General features: G+C 32.9%; 22 protein-coding genes and 4 tRNA genes. 9 read left to right on the top strand and 17 right to left on the bottom strand.

From position 1 onward, the window contains the following. Positions 1 to 3 precede the first annotated feature (3 nt). Positions 4 to 879 carry a protease complex subunit PrcB family protein gene (locus NCC77_RS20315; RefSeq protein ID WP_250837217.1) on the bottom strand — a complete coding sequence of 292 codons (876 nt, stop codon included), beginning with the start codon at positions 877 to 879 and terminating at the stop codon, positions 4 to 6. Positions 880 to 1,062: 183 nt separating this feature from the next. On the opposite strand from NCC77_RS20315, the gene NCC77_RS20310 reads away from it, so the two are divergent. The 4 genes from NCC77_RS20310 (at position 1,063) to NCC77_RS20295 (ending at position 4,362) form a co-directional block, all read left to right on the top strand. Further along, positions 1,063 to 2,436 (top strand): DNA recombination protein RmuC, encoded by a 1,374-nt coding sequence (locus tag NCC77_RS20310; protein WP_250837216.1) that lies wholly within the window; start codon positions 1,063 to 1,065, stop codon positions 2,434 to 2,436. A gap of 130 nt (positions 2,437 to 2,566) precedes the next feature. Further along, entirely contained in the window at positions 2,567 to 3,115 is a 549-nt protein-coding gene (locus NCC77_RS20305; RefSeq protein WP_095929541.1) for an acyl-CoA thioesterase, read from the top strand. Positions 3,116 to 3,157: 42 nt separating this feature from the next. Next, on the top strand, positions 3,158 to 3,553 hold the full coding sequence (locus NCC77_RS20300; RefSeq protein WP_250837215.1) for a VOC family protein: 396 nt from the start codon (positions 3,158 to 3,160) through the stop codon (positions 3,551 to 3,553). A gap of 242 nt (positions 3,554 to 3,795) precedes the next feature. Continuing rightward, the gene (locus NCC77_RS20295; RefSeq protein WP_250837214.1) at positions 3,796 to 4,362 is read left to right on the top strand and encodes a YceI family protein; all 567 of its coding nucleotides are present in this window, start codon (positions 3,796 to 3,798) and stop codon (positions 4,360 to 4,362) included. A 3-nt stretch (positions 4,363 to 4,365) separates the two neighbouring features. Here the strand turns inward: NCC77_RS20295 and NCC77_RS20290 are convergent, their stop codons facing one another. Beyond that, complete coding sequence (locus NCC77_RS20290) at positions 4,366 to 5,277, bottom strand: TIGR01777 family oxidoreductase (RefSeq protein WP_250837213.1); 912 nt, start codon at positions 5,275 to 5,277, stop codon at positions 4,366 to 4,368. A 98-nt stretch (positions 5,278 to 5,375) separates the two neighbouring features. On the opposite strand from NCC77_RS20290, the gene NCC77_RS20285 reads away from it, so the two are divergent. Together NCC77_RS20285 and NCC77_RS20280 are read left to right on the top strand one after the other, a co-directional pair. Further along, positions 5,376 to 6,035, top strand: coding sequence for a TetR family transcriptional regulator C-terminal domain-containing protein (locus NCC77_RS20285; RefSeq protein ID WP_250837212.1), 660 nt, complete (start codon positions 5,376 to 5,378; stop codon positions 6,033 to 6,035). Then, the gene (locus NCC77_RS20280; RefSeq protein WP_250837211.1) at positions 6,035 to 7,339 is read left to right on the top strand and encodes an ABC1 kinase family protein; all 1,305 of its coding nucleotides are present in this window, start codon (positions 6,035 to 6,037) and stop codon (positions 7,337 to 7,339) included. Before NCC77_RS20285 ends, NCC77_RS20280 begins: the two co-directional genes overlap by 1 nt. Positions 7,340 to 7,626: 287 nt before the next feature. Here the strand turns inward: NCC77_RS20280 and NCC77_RS20275 are convergent, their stop codons facing one another. The 9 genes from NCC77_RS20275 to NCC77_RS20235 all read right to left on the bottom strand — a co-directional run bounded on the left by NCC77_RS20275 (position 7,627) and on the right by NCC77_RS20235 (position 15,168). After that, complete coding sequence (locus NCC77_RS20275) at positions 7,627 to 8,922, bottom strand: cryptochrome/photolyase family protein (protein ID WP_250837210.1); 1,296 nt, start codon at positions 8,920 to 8,922, stop codon at positions 7,627 to 7,629. A gap of 167 nt (positions 8,923 to 9,089) precedes the next feature. Further along, positions 9,090 to 9,560, bottom strand: coding sequence for an SRPBCC family protein (locus tag NCC77_RS20270; RefSeq protein WP_250837209.1), 471 nt, complete (start codon positions 9,558 to 9,560; stop codon positions 9,090 to 9,092). A gap of 110 nt (positions 9,561 to 9,670) precedes the next feature. Then, on the bottom strand, positions 9,671 to 10,111 hold the full coding sequence (locus tag NCC77_RS20265) for a sterol desaturase family protein (RefSeq protein ID WP_250837208.1): 441 nt from the start codon (positions 10,109 to 10,111) through the stop codon (positions 9,671 to 9,673). A gap of 235 nt (positions 10,112 to 10,346) precedes the next feature. Continuing rightward, a complete protein-coding gene (locus tag NCC77_RS20260) occupies positions 10,347 to 11,186 on the bottom strand; it encodes a phytoene/squalene synthase family protein (protein ID WP_250837207.1) in 840 nt (279 codons plus the stop codon). A 4-nt stretch (positions 11,187 to 11,190) separates the two neighbouring features. Continuing rightward, positions 11,191 to 12,657 carry a phytoene desaturase family protein gene (locus tag NCC77_RS20255; protein ID WP_250837206.1) on the bottom strand — a complete coding sequence of 489 codons (1,467 nt, stop codon included), beginning with the start codon at positions 12,655 to 12,657 and terminating at the stop codon, positions 11,191 to 11,193. Between the two features lie 39 nt (positions 12,658 to 12,696). Then, a complete protein-coding gene (locus tag NCC77_RS20250; RefSeq protein WP_250837205.1) occupies positions 12,697 to 13,596 on the bottom strand; it encodes a MerR family transcriptional regulator in 900 nt (299 codons plus the stop codon). A 217-nt stretch (positions 13,597 to 13,813) separates the two neighbouring features. Next, the gene (locus tag NCC77_RS20245) at positions 13,814 to 14,314 is read right to left on the bottom strand and encodes a tetratricopeptide repeat protein (protein ID WP_250837204.1); all 501 of its coding nucleotides are present in this window, start codon (positions 14,312 to 14,314) and stop codon (positions 13,814 to 13,816) included. A gap of 195 nt (positions 14,315 to 14,509) precedes the next feature. Next, positions 14,510 to 14,582, bottom strand: a tRNA-Lys gene (locus NCC77_RS20240). 184 nt (positions 14,583 to 14,766) lie between these two features. Then, a complete protein-coding gene (locus tag NCC77_RS20235; protein WP_250837203.1) occupies positions 14,767 to 15,168 on the bottom strand; it encodes a helix-turn-helix domain-containing protein in 402 nt (133 codons plus the stop codon). Positions 15,169 to 15,423: 255 nt separating this feature from the next. On the opposite strand from NCC77_RS20235, the gene NCC77_RS20230 reads away from it, so the two are divergent. Continuing rightward, entirely contained in the window at positions 15,424 to 16,341 is a 918-nt protein-coding gene (locus NCC77_RS20230) for a beta propeller repeat protein (RefSeq protein WP_250837202.1), read from the top strand. A 134-nt stretch (positions 16,342 to 16,475) separates the two neighbouring features. On the opposite strand, the gene NCC77_RS20225 is transcribed toward NCC77_RS20230, so the two are convergent. The 3 genes from NCC77_RS20225 to NCC77_RS20215 all read right to left on the bottom strand — a co-directional run bounded on the left by NCC77_RS20225 (position 16,476) and on the right by NCC77_RS20215 (position 16,787). Continuing rightward, positions 16,476 to 16,558 (bottom strand) — tRNA-Leu (locus tag NCC77_RS20225). 43 nt (positions 16,559 to 16,601) lie between these two features. Continuing rightward, positions 16,602 to 16,674, bottom strand: a tRNA-Lys gene (locus NCC77_RS20220). 40 nt (positions 16,675 to 16,714) lie between these two features. Continuing rightward, positions 16,715 to 16,787, bottom strand: a tRNA-Lys gene (locus tag NCC77_RS20215). A gap of 126 nt (positions 16,788 to 16,913) precedes the next feature. On the opposite strand from NCC77_RS20215, the gene NCC77_RS20210 reads away from it, so the two are divergent. Further along, complete coding sequence (locus tag NCC77_RS20210) at positions 16,914 to 17,432, top strand: shikimate kinase (RefSeq protein ID WP_250837201.1); 519 nt, start codon at positions 16,914 to 16,916, stop codon at positions 17,430 to 17,432. Here NCC77_RS20210 and NCC77_RS20205 read toward each other — a convergent pair. Further along, on the bottom strand, positions 17,424 to 17,924 hold the full coding sequence (locus tag NCC77_RS20205; RefSeq protein WP_250837200.1) for a phosphoribosyltransferase domain-containing protein: 501 nt from the start codon (positions 17,922 to 17,924) through the stop codon (positions 17,424 to 17,426). The two genes, NCC77_RS20210 and NCC77_RS20205, sit on opposite strands and share 9 nt — an antisense overlap. A gap of 160 nt (positions 17,925 to 18,084) precedes the next feature. Then, a complete protein-coding gene (locus tag NCC77_RS20200) occupies positions 18,085 to 18,477 on the bottom strand; it encodes an RNA-binding S4 domain-containing protein (protein WP_248728003.1) in 393 nt (130 codons plus the stop codon). 79 nt (positions 18,478 to 18,556) lie between these two features. Here NCC77_RS20200 and bamM point away from each other — a divergent pair, with 79 nt between their 5' ends. Next, positions 18,557 to 19,750 (top strand): BamM family beta-barrel-assembly machinery protein, encoded by a 1,194-nt coding sequence (gene bamM / locus NCC77_RS20195; protein WP_250837199.1) that lies wholly within the window; start codon positions 18,557 to 18,559, stop codon positions 19,748 to 19,750. Between the two features lie 321 nt (positions 19,751 to 20,071). On the opposite strand, the gene NCC77_RS20190 is transcribed toward bamM, so the two are convergent. Then, positions 20,072 to 21,025: a transketolase family protein gene (locus tag NCC77_RS20190; RefSeq protein WP_250837198.1), complete on the bottom strand. Its 954-nt coding sequence runs from the start codon at positions 21,023 to 21,025 to the stop codon at positions 20,072 to 20,074. Between the last annotated feature and the right edge of the window lie 28 nt (positions 21,026 to 21,053).

Here is a 21,053-nt window from a genome sequence, read left to right as displayed (position 1 = left end):
GTATTATTTTAAGCTAGTAATTTTTTCTTGAATCGTTTTTTTGAAAATTTTTATTTCAGCACTTTGGTCTGCAGTGTCGTTGTTGTCGATATAAACCTTAGTAAGGCTTGCTCCTTGACGCAGTTCAAAATAAATTCCGCCTTGATCTCCAGCATCCGGAGTACCGTATGTTTTAGTTTGTCCTTTTAAAGCTAAAATCTCTGCAGGAACATCTTTTAATAGTAAAGTATATTCGCCCCTTTTGATTGTTGGAGTATATCTGTATTGTCCAAAATCATATTGTTTTGCTCCAACATTTAAGAATTTTAAAGTGTTGTAATCATTAATTTGATAGAATTTTTGACAGTCTGAACTTAAACATTGGTTATTGAAGCTTCCAATAATAATATTATCTGCATTTTCTGTAGTTTTATTGAAAATCATTCCTTTTGATGTTTTCGGAATCAAAACAAAATCAGTTGGATATGTAGGAGTTTGAGTTACGTTTTCGCCTACAGCAGGAGTTCTTTCGTAATAGTTCACTACGATTTCACAATTGTTTTCTACAATAGAGCTAATTACAATTTCGTAACCACTTGTAGGTTTAGCACCAGCAAAAATTCCAACTAAATATTCTTTTGTAAAATCAATATTTGGGTCACTTGCTACAGGACAGCTGTTCGCATGTTTTGTGAAATACTCATTCATTTTTTCTTGAGATCCCACAACAATTGCCGCTGGATTATTTTGCAATGTTTTTTCAGTATAATTACAAGAGAAAGGAAAACCAGTAAAATTTACAACTGTATTTGTACCGCAATCTACATAGTTATTTCCGTCATTGAGAGAACAGGCGCTGAATCCGAAGGCTACAAATAAGCCAATCATTAATTTTTTCATAATTATTTTAATAGGTTTATATTTTAGTAGATAGGGGTTTCAAAAAAAGGTTGCGTTGAGGTGAAATTTTTTTTGAAATAAAATGTTGGTTTAGTTTGGATTGGGAATGAATTAGTGAAATTTCTATTTTAAAAACTAAGCACTACGTATTATTGCGTACTTTTACGTAAAATAGACTTAGTTATGACCGATTATATACCGTTTTTATTAGGATTTGTTGTTGCGCTTTTTATAGGCATATACGTAGGCAGGATGCTTTCTGCATCAAAATCTCAGTCAGAAAAAGCTATTTATGAGGAAAGATTAAATGCCATAAACGGTCAATTGCAAATGCAGAAAGAGCAGTTTGAAAACGAAAAAAATAATTTGCAGAAACAATTGCAGCTGAGTATTACTGAGAAAGAAAACATTCGAACAGAAAAAGATAGTTTGGCCATTCAGCTTTCTAAAAAAGAAGTAGATTTTGAAAATTTATGGGAACGCCATAAAGAGCAAAAAAGTGAAATCAATGAACTTCAGGAAAAATTCACCAAAGAATTTGAAAATCTTGCCAACAAAATTCTAGAAGAAAAATCGGCAAAGTTTACAGAACAAAATACCGTGAACATGAAAAATATCCTGACGCCTTTGCAGGATAAGATTCTGGTTTTTGAACAAAAAGTAGAACAGACTCATAAAGAAAGTATTGACTATCATGCAGCGCTTCGTCAGCAGATTATTGGTTTGAGTGAAATGAATGCGCAAATGAGCAAGGAAACTTTAAATCTTACTAAAGCACTAAAAGGCGACAGTAAAATGCAGGGAAATTGGGGCGAATTGGTTCTAGAACGTGTTTTAGAAAAATCGGGATTAGAGAAAGGAAGGGAATACGAAGTACAGCAGAGTTTTACAAATAGTGAAGGAAACCGAGTTTTGCCAGATGTTGTCATTAATCTTCCAGATGGTAAAAAAATGATTGTCGATTCTAAAGTTTCGCTTTCTGCTTACGAAAAATGGGTTAATGAAGAATCTGAACTTTTAAAAATAGAATTTCTTAAAGAACACGTAATCTCTATAAAAAGGCATGTGGAGCAGTTGGGCAGTAAAAACTATCACGATTTGTACCACATGGAAAGCCCAGATTTTGTACTGCTCTTCATTCCGATGGAGCCCGCTTTTGCCATTGCTTTAAACGAAGATCCTTCTTTGTACACAAAAGCATTTGACCGGAATATTGTAATTGTAACGCCAAGTACACTTTTGGCAACGTTAAGAACAATTGACAGCATGTGGACCAATCAAAAGCAGCAGGAAAATGCTTTGGAAATTGCTAGACAAGCTGGAGCCTTGTATGATAAATTTGAAGGTTTTGTTTCTGATTTAGTCCGAATTGGAAATAAAATAAAAGATACCAAAACAGAATACGAAAGCGCTATGAATAAATTGGTTGACGGAAAAGGAAACTTAATTTCGAGCGTAGAAAGATTAAAGAAAATGGGAGCAAAGGCAAAAAAAGCGCTTCCAGAAAATATTATTGCAAGAGCGATCAATTCAGATGAGAATGAATTATTGAATTAGAGAAGAGGAAAGAAGCGAGGGAAAAGAAGCGAGGGAAAAGAAGCAAGAGAAAAGAATATAGAATATAGAATATAGAATATAGAATATAGAATATAGAATACAACTAATCAACAATACCAATACCAAAAACATGAGTACAGATTTTAAGCCAGTTTCATCATCAAAAGTTAGTATATCAGAATTAATGTTGCCTTCGCATACCAACTTTAGTGGTAAAATTCACGGGGGTTATATTTTGCAATTATTAGATCAAATTGCTTTTGCATCGGCATCAAAATTTAGCGGGAATTATTGTGTAACCGCTTCAGTAGATACCGTAAACTTTCTTAAGCCAATTGAAGTGGGAGAATTGGTTACCATGAAGGCTTCTGTAAATTATGTCGGAAGAAGTTCTATGGTAGTAGGAATTCGTGTAGAAGCAGAAAATATTCAGACAGGCGTTATTAAACATTGTAATTCGTCTTATTTTACAATGGTTGCCAAAGATAAAGAAGGAAAAAGCGTTCAGGTTCCAGGATTGATTCTGTCTAATTTGCAAGAAGTACGTCGTTTTAGAAAAGCAATAAAACATATTGAAGTGCGAAAAGAAGTTGAAGAACACGAAAAATTAGCCAATATAAATTCTATCGAAGATCTAGCAAGCTTAGAAAAATATAATGTTCTATTAGAAATCAGCTAAATTTTCTTATATTTATTTGATATACATTAAATACTAGAAAATATGATCAAGTTTGGATATACAATTTTATACGTTGAAAATGTCGAAGAATCTATTGCATTTTACGAAAATGCATTTGGTTTTTCGAGAAAATTTGTCTCGCCAGATGGTGATTATGGCGAATTAATTACAGGAGAAACAACACTTTCATTCGCTTCAAAAAAATTAGCTTCAAAGAATTTGCCTGATGGCTTTATCGAAAGCAGTTTAGAAGACAAACCTTTTGCAATAGAAATTGGTTTTATAGTAGAGAATGTACCAGAAGTTTTACAAAAAGCCACTTCCTTTGGAGCAGTTATGGTTTCAGAACCTGTAGAAAAACCATGGGGACAAGTTGTAGCGTACGCAAGAGATTTAAATGGCTTTTTAATCGAGATTTGTACAGAAGTTAAAATGTAATTTTGAGAACATTTCACTTCAAACAATTCCCATTTCACAACAAAAAAATATTCACAAATATTTAGCATAAGTACCAAAACTTTGCATGCATAAATTCCGTAACTTTAAGTATAATTATTGGGTTACGGAATTTTTTCACTGAGTATTGCCGTTCGATTTTTCAGATTATTAAGAATCTGATTTTTTTATTTTCTCTTAGTCCAGATAAATTGAATGACATAATTGTTTAAATGCAGACGATTATGAAAACAACTACTTTATTATTTTTATTTTTTACGGCCTTTTCAGTCATTGCCCAAGACAAATTTTTCACTAATACGGGAACAATAAACTTTGAGGCGTCTGTTCCTTTATTTGAAGAAGTGAGAGCTGTAAATAGACAAGTTGCTATACTTTTAGAACCTAAAACAAGTACTTTTATTTGTACTGTTATCATCAAAGACTTTCGTTTCAAATTGGATTTAATGCAAGAGCATTTCAATGAAAATTACATGCAAAGCAATCGTTATCCTAAAGCGGTGTTTAAAGGAAAGATTGAAAAATTTGATTTGAAAGATATTAATGAAGTAGAAAAAGAATATCATATAAAAGGGAAACTTAATCTACGCGGAAAATCGAAGGAGATTATTGTAAATGCTTTGATTAAAAGAGTTCCAGAGGGAATTCAGATAATTTCAGATTTTCCAATCGCAGTATCCGATTTTAATATTAATATTCCAACTCCTATAGCATCGAAAATTGCAAAAACGGCCAATACAGAACTAACGGGTATTATTCGTAGCGATGAGACCATGCTGACTTTGAAATAAGAATTACTTTATACAATTAATAAGTGTCTTTTCTAAATCTGTAAATTGAAACTCAAAACCTGTTTTTTGAATTTTTTCTGAAGAAACGCGCTGTCCTGTTAAGATGGCCTCACTCATTTGTCCCAACAGAATTTTTAATACAATTGCCGGAACTTTAGGAATCCATATACTATAATCGTAGAGTTTAGCCATAGTTTTAGAAAATCGGGAGTTTGTGGTATTGTCGATTACACATGCATTGTAGGCACCTTCGAGTTTGGTGTCTTCAATGCTTTTTAAATAGATCTGGCACAAATCTTCAATATGAATCCAAGGAAGATATTGCTTGCCAGAACCTAAAACAGCACCAAAACCAGATTTAAATGTAGGAACCATTTTTTTTAAGAAACCTTCGTTTTTACCAAAAACAATTCCAGTTCTAATTTTGACTGTTCGAATATTTAAAGAACCAATTTTATCGGCGGCATTTTCCCATTTCTGACAAGTAATGCCAAGAAAATCATCGGCTGGAGGGGTATTTTCAGTACAGATTTTATGACTAGTAATGGCACCATAAATTCCAATGCCTGAAGCAGAAATAAACGCTTCCAGCTTTTTATTGTTCATCTCCAAAATAGCATAGATCATTTCAACCGGTCTTACGCGACTTTCAATAATGGCTCTTTTGCGTCTTTTAGTCCATCTCTTTTCGACAATTCCTTCTCCAGCAAGGTGAATAATATAATCGGCATTTAAAACCGCATTTTTGTCAATGTAGTTTTTCTTTAGATCCCATTTATAATAGGTCACTCTTGGAGTACTTTCTCTATCAGAACGACTCAAAATGGATACGGAAAAACCTGCTTCGATCAGAACATCTGTCAAATATTTCCCGACGAAACCAGTTCCGCCTGTTAATAGAACATTTTGAGCCATAATAGTTTATAATATATTTAACAGTGTATCGTGTTTAAGGATTAGTAAAGGTACTTAAACAATGTTTACCTTTATGGCAAATTCTAAATTTTAATAAAATGGCGACTAAAAAAAAGGTAATTACCAAAGATGATATCGTTTCAAAATATATGGAAGAGGTTTTAGAAAAAGGTCAAAAACCAAAATCGGTTTATCATTTTGCTAAAGAAAATGATTTTACTGAAGCTGAGTTTTATACTTTCTTTGGAACATTAGAAGGTTTAGAAAAAGAAATTTTTCGACTGTTTTTTGAAAACACGGTGAACCTTCTTCACAAAAATGGAGAATATCAAGGATATGATATGAAGAATAAAATGTTAAGTTTTTATTTTACTTTCTTCGAAATCCTGACAGCCAACAGAAGTTATGTTTTGCAATCCCTTAAAATAGATCGAAACCCAATCAAAAATTTAGTTCAGTTAACAACACTTCGCAATAGTTTCAAAGACTATGTTGCTGAGATTTTAACTGATGATTACAGATTAGAGCAAGAAAGATTCCAGAAATTTCAAGAAAAAGCTATTCAAGAATCTTCTTGGTTGCAATTGATGATGACCATTAAATTTTGGATGGAAGATGAATCTCCCGCTTTTGAGAAAACGGATATTTTTATTGAAAAGTCTGTTAACGCTTCATTTGAGTTAATGAATGTTGCACCAATGAATCACCTGATTGATTTTGGAAAATTTTTGTTTAAAGAAAAAGTACACAGCAGATAATGAAAACAATTGATTATATCCCAACTTCTAAAATTGAACGAGCGGGAAAATTGGTTCAGACTGGTGCTAAGATTGGTGTAAACTATGTAAAGCATTATGCCGAAAAAATGGTAAACCCAGATTTAACCCGCGATAAGCTAAATGAGAACAATGCAGAAGATATTTATGACGGACTAAAAAGCTTAAAAGGAAGCGCCTTAAAAGTAGCTCAGATGCTGAGTATGGATAAAAACTTTCTGCCTCAAGCTTATGTAGAGAAATTTTCTTTATCGCAGTTTTCTGTTCCGCCACTTTCTGCTCCTTTGGTTTTAAAAACGTTCAAAAACAATTTTGGAAAAACACCTTACGAAATTTTCGATGAGTTCAATCCGAATTCTGTAAATGCGGCAAGTATTGGCCAGGTGCATTTGGCAAAGAAAAACGATAAAAAGCTGGCGGTTAAAATTCAATATCCTGGAGTTGCAAATAGTATTTCGTCTGATTTGGCTTTGGTAAAACCAATTGCAATCAGAATGTTTAATCTTCAAGGAAAAGATTCTGATAAATATTTTAAAGAAGTTGAAGACAAACTCATTGAAGAAACCAACTATTTGTTAGAATTACAACAAAGTCAGGAAGTTGTTGATGCTTGCAGTAAAATTGAAAACATTACTTTTCCGAATTACTATCCAGAATTTTCATCAGAGAAAATTATTACAATGGATTGGATGACGGGAATTCATCTTTCTGAATTTACAGCCATAAATAAAGATCAAGAAGCGGGTGATAAGTTAGGACAAGCGCTTTGGGATTTTTACATGTATCAAATCCATGTTTTACGAAAAGTGCATGCAGATCCGCATCCGGGGAATTTTTTGGTTGACGATCAAAACCGATTGATCGCTTTAGATTTTGGTTGTATGAAGCAAATTCCAGAAGATTTTTATACCCCTTATTTCGAATTGATCAATAAAAATGTGATTACAGACCAGAAGCTTTTTAATGAGAAATTATTCGAATTAGAAATTCTGCGCAAAGATGATACACCTGCAGAAGTGGAATATTTCACAGAAATGTTTCATGATTTATTGTCGCTTTTTACAAAACCTTTTCAAAACGAAACTTTCGATTTTTCCGATGAAAAATTCTTTAATGCAATTGCTGAATTAGGAAAACGTTTCTCAGAAGATACAAACCTGAAAAAAATGAACGGAAATCGTGGTTCTAAGCACTTTATTTACATGAACCGTACTTTCTTTGGTTTATACAATTTAATGTTTGATCTGAAAGCTAAAATTGTAGTGGATAATTATTTGAAGTACTAGTTGAGGAAATTCCAATGTAAAAAATCCAAATTCCAATTTTATATGTATAGACCTTTGTCAAAGTTTTAAACTTTGACAAAGGTTTTTTTATTTAGTTTGTTATCCTGAGGAACGAAGGATGACACTCGTAAATCGACAAAGTTTGGAGACATTCTGTGCGGAGTTTCTTTTGTGATCCTTTGTTCCTCAGGATGACAAAAATGAGTATAAATCTGCTTAATCTGCAAAATCTGCGTGAACCAAAACTAAGCATGCAGTATAAACCTGAAACCTGAAACAAAAAAAAACTACTTCAAAATCCCTGCTTTATAAGTCGCAATCGCGCGATCTCTCGCAAAAGCATGATCAACCATAGGTTCTGCGTAGCCAAAATCAAACTCGGGAATCCATTTTCTAATATATTCTCCTTTTTCGTCAAATTTCTTTTGTTGGATTTCGGGATTAAAAACTCTGAAATAAGGAGCGGCGTCACAGCCTGTTCCTGCTGCCCATTGCCAGTTTCCTACGTTTGAAGCCAATTCAAAATCTAAAAGCTTTTCTGCAAAATAGGCTTCGCCCCATTGCCAGTTAATCAGTAAATGTTTGCAAAGAAAACTAGCTACAACCATACGCACGCGATTGTGCATATAGCCTGTTTCGTTTAATTGCCGCATTCCAGCATCAACCATTGGATATCCTGTTGTTCCAGAACACCAGCGTTTGAAATCCTCTTCGTTATTTCGCCATTGAATTCCGTCGTAATTGGATTTAAAATTATGATTAACGCAATTTGGAAAACTAAATAGAATCTGAATAAAGAATTCTCTCCAAATTAATTCGCTCAAAAAAATCTGATTTTTTCGGTTCGCCCAGTTTACTAATTTTCGAATGCTTACAGTTCCAAAGCGTAAATGTGGAGACAGATAAGAAGTGCTGTCCAAAGCTGGGAAATCTCTGGTTTCTTTGTAATGGGCAATTTGCGTTAAGTTGTGAGGAAGAACTTTTATAGAGCTTCTTTCAAAACCTATTTCGGCTAAATCTGGAAACTTGAATTTATTTTCAGCAAAATTAGATTGATATGGCGTCGAATCATATTCTGGAGCAGATCCAGAGAGATGATATTTTTCCAGCCATTTGTTTTTGTAAGGCGTGTAAACAGTATAAGGAAGTCCGTCTGCTTTGGTTATTTCTTTTTCTTCAAAAATTACATGATCTTTAAAAGATATCGTTTCAATATTATTTTCTTTTAATAAAGATGAAATTAAGCGGTCACGTTTAATAGCGAATGGTTCATAATCTTTATTGAAGTAAACATTTTGAATATCAAATTCTTCGACAAGCGATTTCCAAACGTCTTTTGTTTTTCCTTTTTTGATTAAAATGGAAGAATCAAATTGGTTTAATTCTGAGTTTATTTTTTTTAATGAATCATAAATGAAAGTTACTCTTGCATCGTCTTTTGGGAGATGTTCTAAAATATCATCATCGAAAATAAAAAGAGGTACAACAGGAAAATTGGATTGTAAAGAATGAAATAATCCGGTATTGTCTTCTAAACGCAAATCACGTCTAAACCAGAATAAAGTAACTTTTTGTTTTGTCATTGTTTTGTCTTACTAAAGTAATTTTAAAGTTTTGTTTGGTGTCGAATAGCTCGCAAAGACGCTAAGTCGCAAAGCAATTCTTTTTTAAGTCTCTGTAAGCAAAACGTTGCGACTTAGCGTCTTTGCGAGATTCAAAAAACTATGATTCTATGTATTTAAATTTTTTTTTAAGCTTTTTTAGAATTAAACAATTCTTCAATTTTATTAAATCTGTAATCGAAAATACTTTTCAGTTTGTTTTTTACGATTAAACGATTCATGATTCGGCCTAAGATTCCGAATGGGAGAGCGTAATGAACAATGTCGGTCATTTTGGTTCCTCCATCTGGTGTTGGTTCAAAGAAATGTTTGTGATGCCAAAGTTTATAAGGTCCAAATTGCTGAATATCTACAAAATAATCGTTTTCTTGGCAAGCAGTGATTTCGGTAACCCAAGAAGTTTTAATTCCGAAAAGAGGTCTTAAGGTGTATGAAATTATTTGTCCGTGATACATGCGCTTGCCATCGTAATCCTGAATTTGAAAATTCATATTATCGAGAGTAATGGTCTGCAGGTTTTTCGGACTTGAGAAAAAATCCCAGCAATCTTCTACACTTGCATTTATATGCTGTACGGTAACTATTTTGTATAATTTCATAATCACAAATCTTTCTTGAAATACGTGAGCGTTAAGGTGTAAAGTGAGCTATTTTGTAGCAGGCATTTTTGGCCAGAGACAAAAAGTAGAAAGCGAACACCCAAATAATGCTACATTTTATAATATTTGAATGGTACGAACAACATTCCGAAACATTCTCCTTTTTCTTTGTTGAGGTGTTTATGGTGAATTTTATGAGCTTTTCGTAATCCGATGAGGTATTTGTTTTTGGTGTTTTTAAACCATTTAAAACGCTGATGAATCAAGACATCGTGAATTAGAAAATAGCAAATGCCGTAAAGTGTAATTCCGCAGGCAATGAAAAACAAGTAATTAAATCCGCCTTGAACGCCAAAGTAGAATAGAATAATACTTGGCATAGCAAAAATGACGAAGAAAATATCGTTGCGCTCAAAGGTATTTTCGTATTTCGGCTGATGATGATCCGCATGAAAATACCACATAAACCCATGCATTATGTATTTATGCGTGAGCCACGTAACACATTCCATGAAAAGAAAAACGCCTAAAAAGATTAAAAAAGAAATCATTTTATAAATGTTGAGGTTTTAAAATTATCGTTTTATTGGTTTTAAGTTTAGCTTTGGATTATAAAATGTTGACTCAAAAGGTTTTGGTTTGTATTTTTAAATACATAGAGACATAGATTTTTGTTTTCTTGAAAAGATTGTTGAAAGAAACTAGTTTCTAACACATAGCTATGTTTTTTATGCAAGTGAAACGTCTTTTTTAGGTCTAGCATTCTATGTTTCTATGTGTTTAAATTTATACCAGCTTCAATTTGTAGGTCACAAAAGACTGTGCCAAAAGTCCCGCTTTGGTATAATTAGAAACGCGAATTCTCGAATTTCCAATCTCATAGTAAGGTGTGTGTTTTAGCTTTTGAAGTAGTTTTTTGTAATAAACATAAGCGGTATAAACACCAAATTTGGCTTCGATTGGTAGTTTTACAATTCCTTGATAGGCAATTCTAAAATCTTCTTCGATTTCTTTGATGATTTGATTTTTCGAATCTTCGTTGAAATTATTCAGATTTACGCCAGGAAAATAAGTGCGATTCAAGATCGTATTATCGTCTTTTAAATCTCTTAGAAAATTGACTTTCTGAAAAGCAGAACCTAAACGCATAGCTTCGTTTTTCAGCTGTTCGTATTTATGTTCTTTTCCAGATACGAAAACTTTCAAACACATTAATCCAACAACATCTGCAGAACCGTAAATGTAATCTATGTATTCGGTTTGTGTTTGGTAATTTGATTTTATAAGATCCATTTTCATGCTTTTTAGAAAAGCCTGAATTAGATCATCACTAATATTATATTCTTTTACAGTATGTTGAAATGAATTTAAAATCGGATTTAAACTAATGCCCAATTGCATTGCTTTGTAATATTCTTTTTCGAAATCTTCAATAAGATATTCTTTTTCATAATCGTGAAATGAATCCACGATTTCGTCAGCAAAACGAACAAATCCGTAAATACTGTAAATGGCATCTCGAATGCTTGGCGAAAGCATTTTTACGGCTAGCGAAAATGAAGTACTGTAATTTTGGGTTACCAGTTTGCTGCATTTGAAAGAAACGGCGTCGAATAGTGATTTCATTTTTTTAAGATCTAAAAGATTTTTGAATTAATTCAGCTGCGAGTTTTCCTGAAATTAAAGCAGGCGGAACACCTGGCCCAGGAACGGTTAATTGTCCTGTAAAATATAAATTCTTGACTTTTTTGCTTTTTAATTTTGGTCTTAAAAAAGCGGTTTGCAAGAGGGTATTGGCCATTCCGTAAGCATTTCCTTTGTAGGCGTTATAATCGCTTACAAAGTCATTTTTACAAAATGATCTCTTAAAGATAATATTATTTTTTATTTTTTGTTGCGTAAGTTCTTCAAAACGAGCGATTATCTTTTCGAAATATTCTTCTCGTAACACTTCGTTATCTTCGATTCCAGGCGCTAACGGAATTAAGAAAAATCCAGATTCCATTCCGTTTGGCGCCGCGGTCAAATCTGTTTTGGATGGGAAGTTGGCGTAGAATAAAGGAGCATCAGGCCATTTAGGATTATCGTAAATATCTGCAGCATGCTGGTTGAAATCGACATCAAAAAATAAAGCGTGATGCGAAATGTTTTCTATTTTTTTATTGAAGCCAACAAAAAATAGGAGAGAAGAGGGAGCAAAAACTCTGCTTTCCCAATATTTTTCAGAATACATTCTGTGTTCTTTTTCGAGTAAAATTTCAGAATGATGATAATCGGCACCACTCAAAACAATATCAGCCTTAAGGATTTCGCCATTAATTACAATTCCTTTAGCTATTTTATTTTCGACAATTATTTTATCAATTGGCGAATTGGTTTTAATGGTTACGCCGAGTTCTAATGCCAATTTTTCGATTCCTCGAATAACATCAAACATTCCAGTTTTAGGATGCCAAGTTCCTAAACCGAAATCGGCATAATTCATAAAATTATAAAAAGAAGGCGTTTTAGTTGGTTTTGCTCCAAGAAATAAAACTGGAAATTCGAGAATTTGAATTAATCTTTCATTCTTGAAATTTTTCCGAATATCGGTGCTTACGTTTTTAAAAAACTGATTGAGCTTTAATGCCGTTTCTTTGGTAATTAATTCAAGAGGAGAAACTCCAGGACGATAAACCAAATCTTTGATTGCAATGTCATAATTGCTTTTGGCTTGGTCAATAAAGCTTTGCAGTTTTTGACCGCTTCCTTTTTCGATCGTCTCAAAAGTATATTTGATCTCTTCTAGATTATCATAAATGCTGATGAAATCATCCATTCCGAAATAAACACGATAGGCCGGATTTAATTTTATCAGTTCATAGTAATCAGAAGGTTTTTTATTGAAGTCTTGAAAAAAGCGTTCAAAAACATCTGGCATCCAATACCAGCTTGGTCCCATGTCAAAAGTAAAACCGTCTTCTTTAAATTGTCTGGCGCGGCCGCCAATTGTACTGTTTTTCTCGTAGACAGTAACTTTGTTTCCCTGTTGTGCAAGGTAACATGCGGCTGCTAAAGAAGAGAAGCCTGAGCCTATTATTTGGATAGTTTTTCTCATTTGTTTAACAAATATAAGAAAAACCTAAACAAAAATAAATTAAAGCATGTTAATAGTTTCTTCCATCGAATCAAAAACTCGAATTCTGTCTGTTAGGACTTTCTCATCAATGTATTCCACCATTTTACCCATAAGCCAGATTTCGTTGTTTTTCTGCAATAATTTCTGCCCCATAGATTTTACATATTGATTAATTACGCTTCGGTCTGGCTGAACAGTCATAAAGGAAACGAACGTAATGTTCTCAAAATGTTTGGTTAAATCCTGCAAGTTTTCAATTGGCATGCTTTCTCCCAGATAAATGGTTTTGTAGCCTTTATCAAGAATTTCGTATTGCAGGTATAACAATCCTATTTGGTGAATTTCGTTTAACGGAAGTGATAAAACAAAAATTCGATCGGTTTTGATTGGTTTTCTAATTTGAAGACTTTCTGTATAAATCAATATTTTCTGCTTGATTAAATGACTCATGAAATGTTCATTTGCAGGAGTAATCGTTTCAGATTGCCATAATAATCCCAACTCTTTTAAAAGGGGTAAAAAATGTTCTTTAAAAACTTCTTTAAACGTTTTTTCGGTAATAAGCCAATCGAATGTATTGAAGAATAATTCTTGATCAAAGTTCATCATCGCCATTTTAAAAGAAGTGATAGCGTAGTTTTGAGAATTTTTCTTTGAAATGATTTCGCGTACCAGTTGTGGTATTTTTTCTTCAGGATAGGTTGCAATTTTAGAAATCTTGTAACCGTATTCGTGCAGTAACGTAATGTTTAAAAGTTTCTGCAGGTTATGAAGATTGTAAAATCTAATATTACTATCAGTTCGCATAGGTTCAAGGATATTGTATCTCTTTTCCCAGATGCGTATGGTATGCGCTTTTATTCCAGATAAGTTCTCAAGATCTTTAATGCTGAAAACAGTTTTAATATTGTTTATCATTTTTCGCGATTAAGTCAACAAATGTAAAATAAAATCTTAGATTCGACATTAAAACTAAATTAAAAAGATAGAGAATTAGAGGTTTACGTATTCATAATATATTTTTTACCTAAAATCAGGTATTTATTTCTTAAGAAATATATTACTTTGATAAAAAAGAAAACAGCCTATCAGATTAAAATCTTGACAGACTGTTCTTGTTTTTTTGCTTTATGTATTATTTACAGAAAGTAGCTCTGTTTTTTGCGGCGCTTTGGCTTCCTAACTCAATTGCTTTTGTGAAATCCTTACAGCAATTTTTCTTATCGCCAATTTTGTTATAGGCCAATCCTCTTAAATTGTAGGCGACATAATCTTTCGGGTTTAAGTCTAAAGAAGCGGTGCAATCTTCAATTGTTCCTTCGTAATTCTGCAGTTTGTAATTGACATTGGCTCTGCCGGTAAAAGCATCTGCATTCATGTCGTCCAATTCGATTGTCTTGCTAAAGTCAGCTTGAGCACCTTTTAAATCGTTTAGTTTGAATTTTGCTACACCACGGTTCTGATAAGCTTCGACAAATTTAGAATTCATGCTGATAGCTTTGGTGTAATCGGCGATGGCGCCTTTTGTATTTCCAGCTTCAGCTTTTTTCATGGCTTTGTCAAAATAGCCTGTTGCTGATTGTGCCCAGATTGAGCAAGACATCATAATAAGTGATGCTAATAGTAGGTTTTTCATAAACTAATTTGGGATTAGTGATTTAATTATTTCCCAACGAATTTAAGAAAGTTTTTATCTTGTGAGAAAATTTCTTTTGGTAAATGAAGAAATAGTAAGAGAAAATTAAAGCAGGTTTTTCTAAAGGTATATTTTTAAGACTTGATAGTCCTTAAAAAGAAAAAGGTCAAGTAAAATAAATTACCTGACCTTTTGTGACCCGACTGGGGCTCGAACCCAGGACCCCATCATTAAAAGTGATGTGCTCTACCGACTGAGCTATCGAGTCTTCATTTCTTCAATGAGGGTGCAAATATAAGTACTTTATTTAGTTTGCAAAGCCTTTTTGGAAAGGAATTTTAAATTAATTTCAATTGTTGTTGTAAGTGCTTACTTTGCAATGGAATATATTTTGTTTTTTTTCTGTGATAATATAAGGTGCAGAATAAAAACTGCTGATTTTTCTGAATTATTTATTTGATAAGCTTTTCAAGTCTTTGCATCATTTCATCTTTTTCTCTCAACATACGCTCGTATAAAGCTATTTTTTCTTCATGCAACTGAATCAATTTGTCGATTGGATTGTTGTTGAAAGTTGGGCTGTAATTTATTAAACCTTGAGTGCCGTGAAAAGTACTAGAAATAATATTTATTGCCTGTTCTTCGTTAAAATTCTGAAATGCTTCTACAGGGATTTTTAATATTGCTGCAATTTGTTTTAGAAGATTCTCCTCAATTACATCTTTCTGCTCCAATAAAGAAATTTTCTTTTGACTCCAGTCTTCTCCTAGATCATAAGCCAATGCTTCTTGTTTTATGTTAAGCATTTCTCTAAAACGTTTCACGTTTCTTCCTTGATGTATTTTTTGTTCCATAATGAGTATTGTTTTCTAAAAGCTTAAAGATAAAGCCATGCAGGTTGAAAAAATTTGATTGCCAAAGATAAAAAAATATCCTGCAAATTATTTTTTTGTCAGATATTATATCTGTTTTGTGTGTTGTAAATAAAATTATCGGGTAGAATTCGAACCATTTACGAGAAGATTTAAAAATCTTGAATGATGTTTATTAGTTTTATCTTTTAAAAATAATGATATATTAGCTATACAAATAAAGTTAATTGCTTTTTTATGAAAAGAAAATACAGGGTATATTTTGTTATTTTGTTTTTTGCAATTGGTTGTAAAAAGAACGCAATAGATAAACTGGAAGTTAAAAGTGAAACTTTTAAAAGTACAACTGATATAGTGAAAACTATAGGTGATACAACTGCTGAAATTTCAAAAAAGAGAAATAGGTATGTTAATAATGTTGCTGATATTTCAAAAGACTCAGTTATTGCCTGTAGGTATTTTGAATTAATGTATTCGACAAATGGCGCAAAAACTTGGAAAAATATTAAAACATCATTGATGTTTAAAGATGTAACTTTTACTGATAAAAAGATTCTTGTTGGGATTGATAGTTGGGGAGGAATTCACGAATCGGATTATTCTCGAATACATATTTCAAAAGATTTTGGATATTCTTGGGAAACAATAACTTTTGATACTAAAAAATTTTTTCCAATGGAAATAATTTCAAATCCAAAGGAGCAACTTTGTGTTCGTACAGCTGAAAATAAAGTCTATAAATTCCAAGGAACTGATTATGAGAAAGATTGGGTGTATGTAAAAACGATACCAGAAACGGAATATACAAGAGATGTAGTTGATTATCCATACGGAATAAATGATGAAAGTGATAACGTGAAGCTTTATAAAAAAAGTAAGAATAAAACGGACACGTTGGTATGCTTAGATTTATGTAGTGAAGCTAGAGAAATTCTTCAAAAAGATAACATTGTGCATATTTCAGGAACAGGAACAGATAGGAAAACAGGTAAGCAATATGGGTATTATGGGCAGTTAATCCATGATGAAACATTGAAACAATATAAACTTCCTGGCTGGTTCACAAATATTAAAAAAACCAAATTTAATGTATATATCATGTGTGAAAATGGATTGTATATTGTAAAAGATGGAAAAATAAAACAGCTGTATTAAGTCTTGTGGGAAAATAAGATAACTTTATTTAGTTCTCTTTATTTAAAAATTGTTCTAACACCAATGCGTCAACTTATTTTAGGACGAGACAAAACATAAAAAAGCCTATTTCAAAACGAAATAGGCTTTTCTAGTGACCATGGAGGGATTTGAACCCTCACGCCCTTGCGAGCACCACCCCCTCAAGATGGCGAGTCTACCGTTTCTCCACATGGCCTAAAAGAAAAAAGGTCGAGTAAAATAAATTACCCGACCTTTTGTGACCCGACTGGGGCTCGAACCCAGGACCCCATCATTAAAAGTGATGTGCTCTACCGACTGAGCTATCGAGTCATTGCTTTCAAGAAATTTAATTTGTTAATCACAAAATTTGTGACCCGACTGGGGCTCGAACCCAGGACCCCATCATTAAAAGTGATGTGCTCTACCGACTGAGCTATCGAGTCATTTAATTTCTTGAATGCGGGTGCAAATATAAGGAGTTTTTTTTGAAGTTTCCAAGCTATTTTATCATAAATTTGTCTTTTTTTTGGAAAAATTCTCAAATGCTTAGTTTATAAGGTTTTATTAATATGAAAAAAATTGTGTTGTTAGGTTATATGGGCTGCGGAAAGTCTACAATTGCCCAAAATTTGTCAAAAATTACAAATATTCCGTTCTTAGATTTAGATAAATGTATCGAAGAAAGAGTGAATTTATCCATAAATGAGATTTTTGAGAAGCATGGAGAAGTGTATTTTCGAAAATTAGAGCATGAAATGTTCGTCGAATTGCTGCAATCTTCAGAAAATACTATTATTGGTCTTGGAGGAGGAACTCCATGTTATGCCAATAATCATGAATTATTAAAAGGAGACGATGTGGTGTCTGTATATTTAAAAGCATCAATTGATACCTTATATAATAGATTGATTCATAACAAAAGCAAACGCCCTTTGATTGCCAATATGAATGAGGAAGAAATGAAAGAGTTTATCGCGAAACATTTATTCGACAGAAGTTATTATTACAATCAAGCAAAACATAAAGTTTCCGTTGATGATAAATCTGTCGAAGAAACGGTTCAGGATATTTTAGATATATTAACTTAAAGAAGCATAGTCGCCGTTTTCTGAATTGAAAACAACTTGAACATGCTCTAGTAAAGAAGTTGAAAGCGAAATGCCTTTGAAATCTGCCTTTACAGGATATTTTTTATGATTTCGGTCAACAAGTACTGCTGTTTTGAATTTTTTAAGCGGAACGTCTAAGAAATGACGAACAGCATAGATTAATGTAGTTCCAGAGTTCAAGACATCATCAACTAGAACTAAGCCTTTGTTTTTGTATTCTTCACGCGTTAATGAAGTTTGTATGGCTTGTTGTGGATTTTGTTTGTTTATTTTGACTTCGCAGATCGAAACTTTTAAGGTTGAAATATTGCTAAGCGCCGTAGCGATTTTTTCGGCAAAAAGAAATCCGTTAGAAGCAATTCCGGCAATTACAACTTCTTCTTCGTCTACAAAAGTCTCGTAAATTTGGTAAGCGATACGTTTTATTTTATGTTCGATTTCTTGATTGGTCAAGATTATATTGCTGCTCATAGTGTGTTTTTTTGCTAAGGTAATTAATTTAAAATCCAATATAGATAATCCAAATTTCAATTTTTTAAATTCCAAATTCCAAGTTTTGAGATAAGTTTATTTTTAGGATCTGGAATTTGATTGCTTTTTTTTTGGAATTTGGAATTTCAAGATTGAAGATTTATTCTATTTCTTCCTCTTCATCATAAATATCGTCTCCGTAATCGTCAATGTCTCTTCGATCTTTTTTGGTCGGACGTCCTGCGCCAGTTCTTCTCGAATGTTCTTTAGATAATTTTAATAGCTCTAAATGTGCAAAAGCTTCTGGAGGCGTTTCGTTTTTTTGATAAATATCTACCAACTTAGCTCCAACTCGATTTTGCGGAATGTCTAAAACCGTTATAATTTGTGTAATTTGATCTTTTCTAAATGTAATTCGGTCTGTGGGAAAAACTTCTTTTGAAGGTTTTGCAACTTGCCCATTTACAGTGATCTGATTCTTTTTGCAAGCTTCGGTTACCATGTTTCTAGTCTTGTAATATCGAACGCACCACAAGTATTTATCTATTCTCATAATTTTTCTAAAATCCAAGTTAAATTCTTTACAAAAATAAATCAATATTGTATCTTGCGCACCTAAAAAAATGATAATAATGAATAAATTTAAATATTATTTTGTTTTGTTACTTGCTGGTCTTGCCATCGTTTCTTGTAATAAAAATGACGATGATAAAACAGAAGTTGTTCCTTTAAGGGATTATCAAGAGCAATTTAATACTGATAATGCAGATATTGAAGAGTATTTAAAGACAAATTATATTACTGTGACAGCCGATATGGATGTAACAATTTCGCCCATAACGGATGCTGCTTCACAACCCTCAATAATGTCTTACTTAAATAGTGCTACTTATCCAAAGCTGGTTTTAAGAGAAATCCCATACATACATGGTATAACTTATAAAATGTATTATTTGATTTTAAGAGAAGGTAGTGGTGTTGCTCCAATGAATACGGATGGTGTTTTTACTGCTTATAGAGGAGAATATTTAAAACGTGTAGAAAAGACAGATACAGAGCCAGAACACTTAACAACTACTTTCTTTGATCAGGTTATATATCCAAAGAGTATTATTGATATGTATGTAGGTAATGTTATAAAAGGATGGAGTGAAATCTTTCCTCTGTTTAAAACAGGAACAACGACTTATAATGACGATGGAACCCCAAATTACCAAGATTTTGGTGCTGGTGTTTTATTCATACCTTCAGGATTAGGATACTATGCTGCGCCACCTTCTTCAAGTACCATTCCAACTTATGCGCCTTTAATCTTTAGCTTTAAGCTTTATGATATCAGAAGAATGGATCATGAAAATAATGGTTATTCTAATGGTGTTTTATTAGAAAATCCAGATGGTGTATTTGATTATCAGGAGGATATTAACGGTGACGGTTTTGTTCGCGATTATAGAGACACAACTACATATCCTAATCCACCTGCTAACCCAGATGATACAGATGGTGATGGTATTCCAGATTTTCTAGATCATGATGATGATGGCGATGGTTATACAACAAGATTTGAACTTACAAAACCTACAGATGCTCCTTTTTCAGGATTAAGCAAATATTATCCTTACGATCCTATTTTGGATAATCCTGCTACTCCAAATGTAGATGAAAGCGAATTGTGGGCTATTCCTAGAAGACCAACAGGAGAACTTACTGATCCTGCAAAGCCAGAGTCAATCACAAATCCTCGTAAGTTTGTTGAGGAGGATTATACAGCGCCAGGAAGATTAAGAATTCATTTGGATAAAACGTATCCTTACCAAAAGAACTAAAATTTAGAATTTAAATAAAAAGCCTCGAAATGTTAATTTCGAGGCTTTTTTATTGGTATTGATTATTGATGCTGTGTTTTTTTATTTTGCGCATTTTACCAATAGTAAAGAGCAACATTACAATATTTATGAAGTAGAATAGATCTTAGAGATTTATGGCTCCTTTACCATCAAATGAAAATTTCATTATTACTTGCAGTATTGATGGAGTAATACCAATGCCCAAAAAATCTATTGACATATCTCTTGGTACTAATAAAACTAAAAAAAAAACCTCGGAATGCAAATTCCGAGGTTTTTTTATAAGTAAGAAAACTTAAATTATTTTCTTTTGATAACTCTTTCTACAGCTTCAACAATTGCTTGATTGTTTAATTTGTATTTTTCCATTAATTGCTCCGGAGTTCCAGATTCTCCAAAACTATCTTTTACTGCTACAAGTTCTTGTGGAGTTGGATTGTTTAAAGCTAATACGCCAGAAACACTTTCTCCAAGACCTCCTAGGTAATTGTGCTCTTCAGCAGTAACTACACATTTCGTTTTGGCAACAGATTTTAAAATAGCTTCTTCATCAAGAGGCTTGATTGTATGGATGTTGATTACTTCAGCAGAAATTCCTTTTGCTTCAAGAGCTTCAGCAGCAATAAGAGCTTCCCAAACTAAGTGTCCAGTAGCAATGATTGTAACATCTGTTCCTTCGTTTAATAAAATTGCTTTTCCGATTACGAAAGGCTCATCAGCAGGAGTAAAGTTAGGTACAACTGGACGTCCGAAACGTAAATAAGCTGGACCATGGTGATCTGCTAATGCTAAAGTTGCAGCTTTAGTTTGATTGTAATCGCAAGTATTGATTACAGTCATTCCAGGCAACATTTTCATTAAACCAATATCTTCTAAGATTTGGTGCGTTGCTCCATCTTCTCCTAAAGTTAAACCAGCGTGAGAAGCACAGATTTTTACATTTTTATCTGAGTAAGCAACAGATTGGCGAATTTGATCGTAAACTCTACCTGTAGAAAAGTTTGCGAAAGTTCCTGTAAAAGGAATTTTTCCACCAATTGTTAAACCTGCAGCGATTCCAATCATGTTAGCTTCAGCGATTCCGATTTGGAAAAAACGCTCTGGGTGGTTTTTCTTGAAATCATCAAATTTTAATGATCCAATTAAGTCAGCACATAATGCAACAACATTTTCATTTTTTTGACCTAATTCAGTCATTCCCGCTCCAAAACCAGAACGAGTATCTTTACTTCCTGTATTTTCGTATTTTTTCATTTTTTATTTTTTGAGATGCTAAGTTTCT

The organism is Flavobacterium tyrosinilyticum (genome assembly GCF_023656565.1).
GTDB classification, from domain to species: Bacteria; Bacteroidota; Bacteroidia; order Flavobacteriales; family Flavobacteriaceae; genus Flavobacterium; species Flavobacterium tyrosinilyticum.
This window is presented reverse-complemented; position numbering and strand designations above follow the sequence as displayed.

What these genes read in the sequence shown, in the direction of transcription:
- NCC77_RS20315 (WP_250837217.1), bottom strand. Translation starts at nt 879, where the DNA reads ATGAAAAAATTAATGATTGGCTTATTTGTAGCCTTCGGATTCAGCGCC.
- NCC77_RS20310 (WP_250837216.1), top strand. Translation starts at nt 1,063, where the DNA reads ATGACCGATTATATACCGTTTTTATTAGGATTTGTTGTTGCGCTTTTT.
- NCC77_RS20305 (WP_095929541.1), top strand. Translation starts at nt 2,567, where the DNA reads ATGAGTACAGATTTTAAGCCAGTTTCATCATCAAAAGTTAGTATATCA.
- NCC77_RS20300 (WP_250837215.1), top strand. Translation starts at nt 3,158, where the DNA reads ATGATCAAGTTTGGATATACAATTTTATACGTTGAAAATGTCGAAGAA.
- NCC77_RS20295 (WP_250837214.1), top strand. Translation starts at nt 3,796, where the DNA reads ATGAAAACAACTACTTTATTATTTTTATTTTTTACGGCCTTTTCAGTC.
- NCC77_RS20290 (WP_250837213.1), bottom strand. Translation starts at nt 5,277, where the DNA reads ATGGCTCAAAATGTTCTATTAACAGGCGGAACTGGTTTCGTCGGGAAA.
- NCC77_RS20285 (WP_250837212.1), top strand. Translation starts at nt 5,376, where the DNA reads ATGGCGACTAAAAAAAAGGTAATTACCAAAGATGATATCGTTTCAAAA.
- NCC77_RS20280 (WP_250837211.1), top strand. Translation starts at nt 6,035, where the DNA reads ATGAAAACAATTGATTATATCCCAACTTCTAAAATTGAACGAGCGGGA.
- NCC77_RS20275 (WP_250837210.1), bottom strand. Translation starts at nt 8,922, where the DNA reads ATGACAAAACAAAAAGTTACTTTATTCTGGTTTAGACGTGATTTGCGT.
- NCC77_RS20270 (WP_250837209.1), bottom strand. Translation starts at nt 9,560, where the DNA reads ATGAAATTATACAAAATAGTTACCGTACAGCATATAAATGCAAGTGTA.
- NCC77_RS20265 (WP_250837208.1), bottom strand. Translation starts at nt 10,111, where the DNA reads ATGATTTCTTTTTTAATCTTTTTAGGCGTTTTTCTTTTCATGGAATGT.
- NCC77_RS20260 (WP_250837207.1), bottom strand. Translation starts at nt 11,186, where the DNA reads ATGAAATCACTATTCGACGCCGTTTCTTTCAAATGCAGCAAACTGGTA.
- NCC77_RS20255 (WP_250837206.1), bottom strand. Translation starts at nt 12,657, where the DNA reads ATGAGAAAAACTATCCAAATAATAGGCTCAGGCTTCTCTTCTTTAGCA.
- NCC77_RS20250 (WP_250837205.1), bottom strand. Translation starts at nt 13,596, where the DNA reads ATGATAAACAATATTAAAACTGTTTTCAGCATTAAAGATCTTGAGAAC.
- NCC77_RS20245 (WP_250837204.1), bottom strand. Translation starts at nt 14,314, where the DNA reads ATGAAAAACCTACTATTAGCATCACTTATTATGATGTCTTGCTCAATC.
- NCC77_RS20235 (WP_250837203.1), bottom strand. Translation starts at nt 15,168, where the DNA reads ATGGAACAAAAAATACATCAAGGAAGAAACGTGAAACGTTTTAGAGAA.
- NCC77_RS20230 (WP_250837202.1), top strand. Translation starts at nt 15,424, where the DNA reads ATGAAAAGAAAATACAGGGTATATTTTGTTATTTTGTTTTTTGCAATT.
- NCC77_RS20210 (WP_250837201.1), top strand. Translation starts at nt 16,914, where the DNA reads ATGAAAAAAATTGTGTTGTTAGGTTATATGGGCTGCGGAAAGTCTACA.
- NCC77_RS20205 (WP_250837200.1), bottom strand. Translation starts at nt 17,924, where the DNA reads ATGAGCAGCAATATAATCTTGACCAATCAAGAAATCGAACATAAAATA.
- NCC77_RS20200 (WP_248728003.1), bottom strand. Translation starts at nt 18,477, where the DNA reads ATGAGAATAGATAAATACTTGTGGTGCGTTCGATATTACAAGACTAGA.
- bamM (WP_250837199.1), top strand. Translation starts at nt 18,557, where the DNA reads ATGAATAAATTTAAATATTATTTTGTTTTGTTACTTGCTGGTCTTGCC.
- NCC77_RS20190 (WP_250837198.1), bottom strand. Translation starts at nt 21,025, where the DNA reads ATGAAAAAATACGAAAATACAGGAAGTAAAGATACTCGTTCTGGTTTT.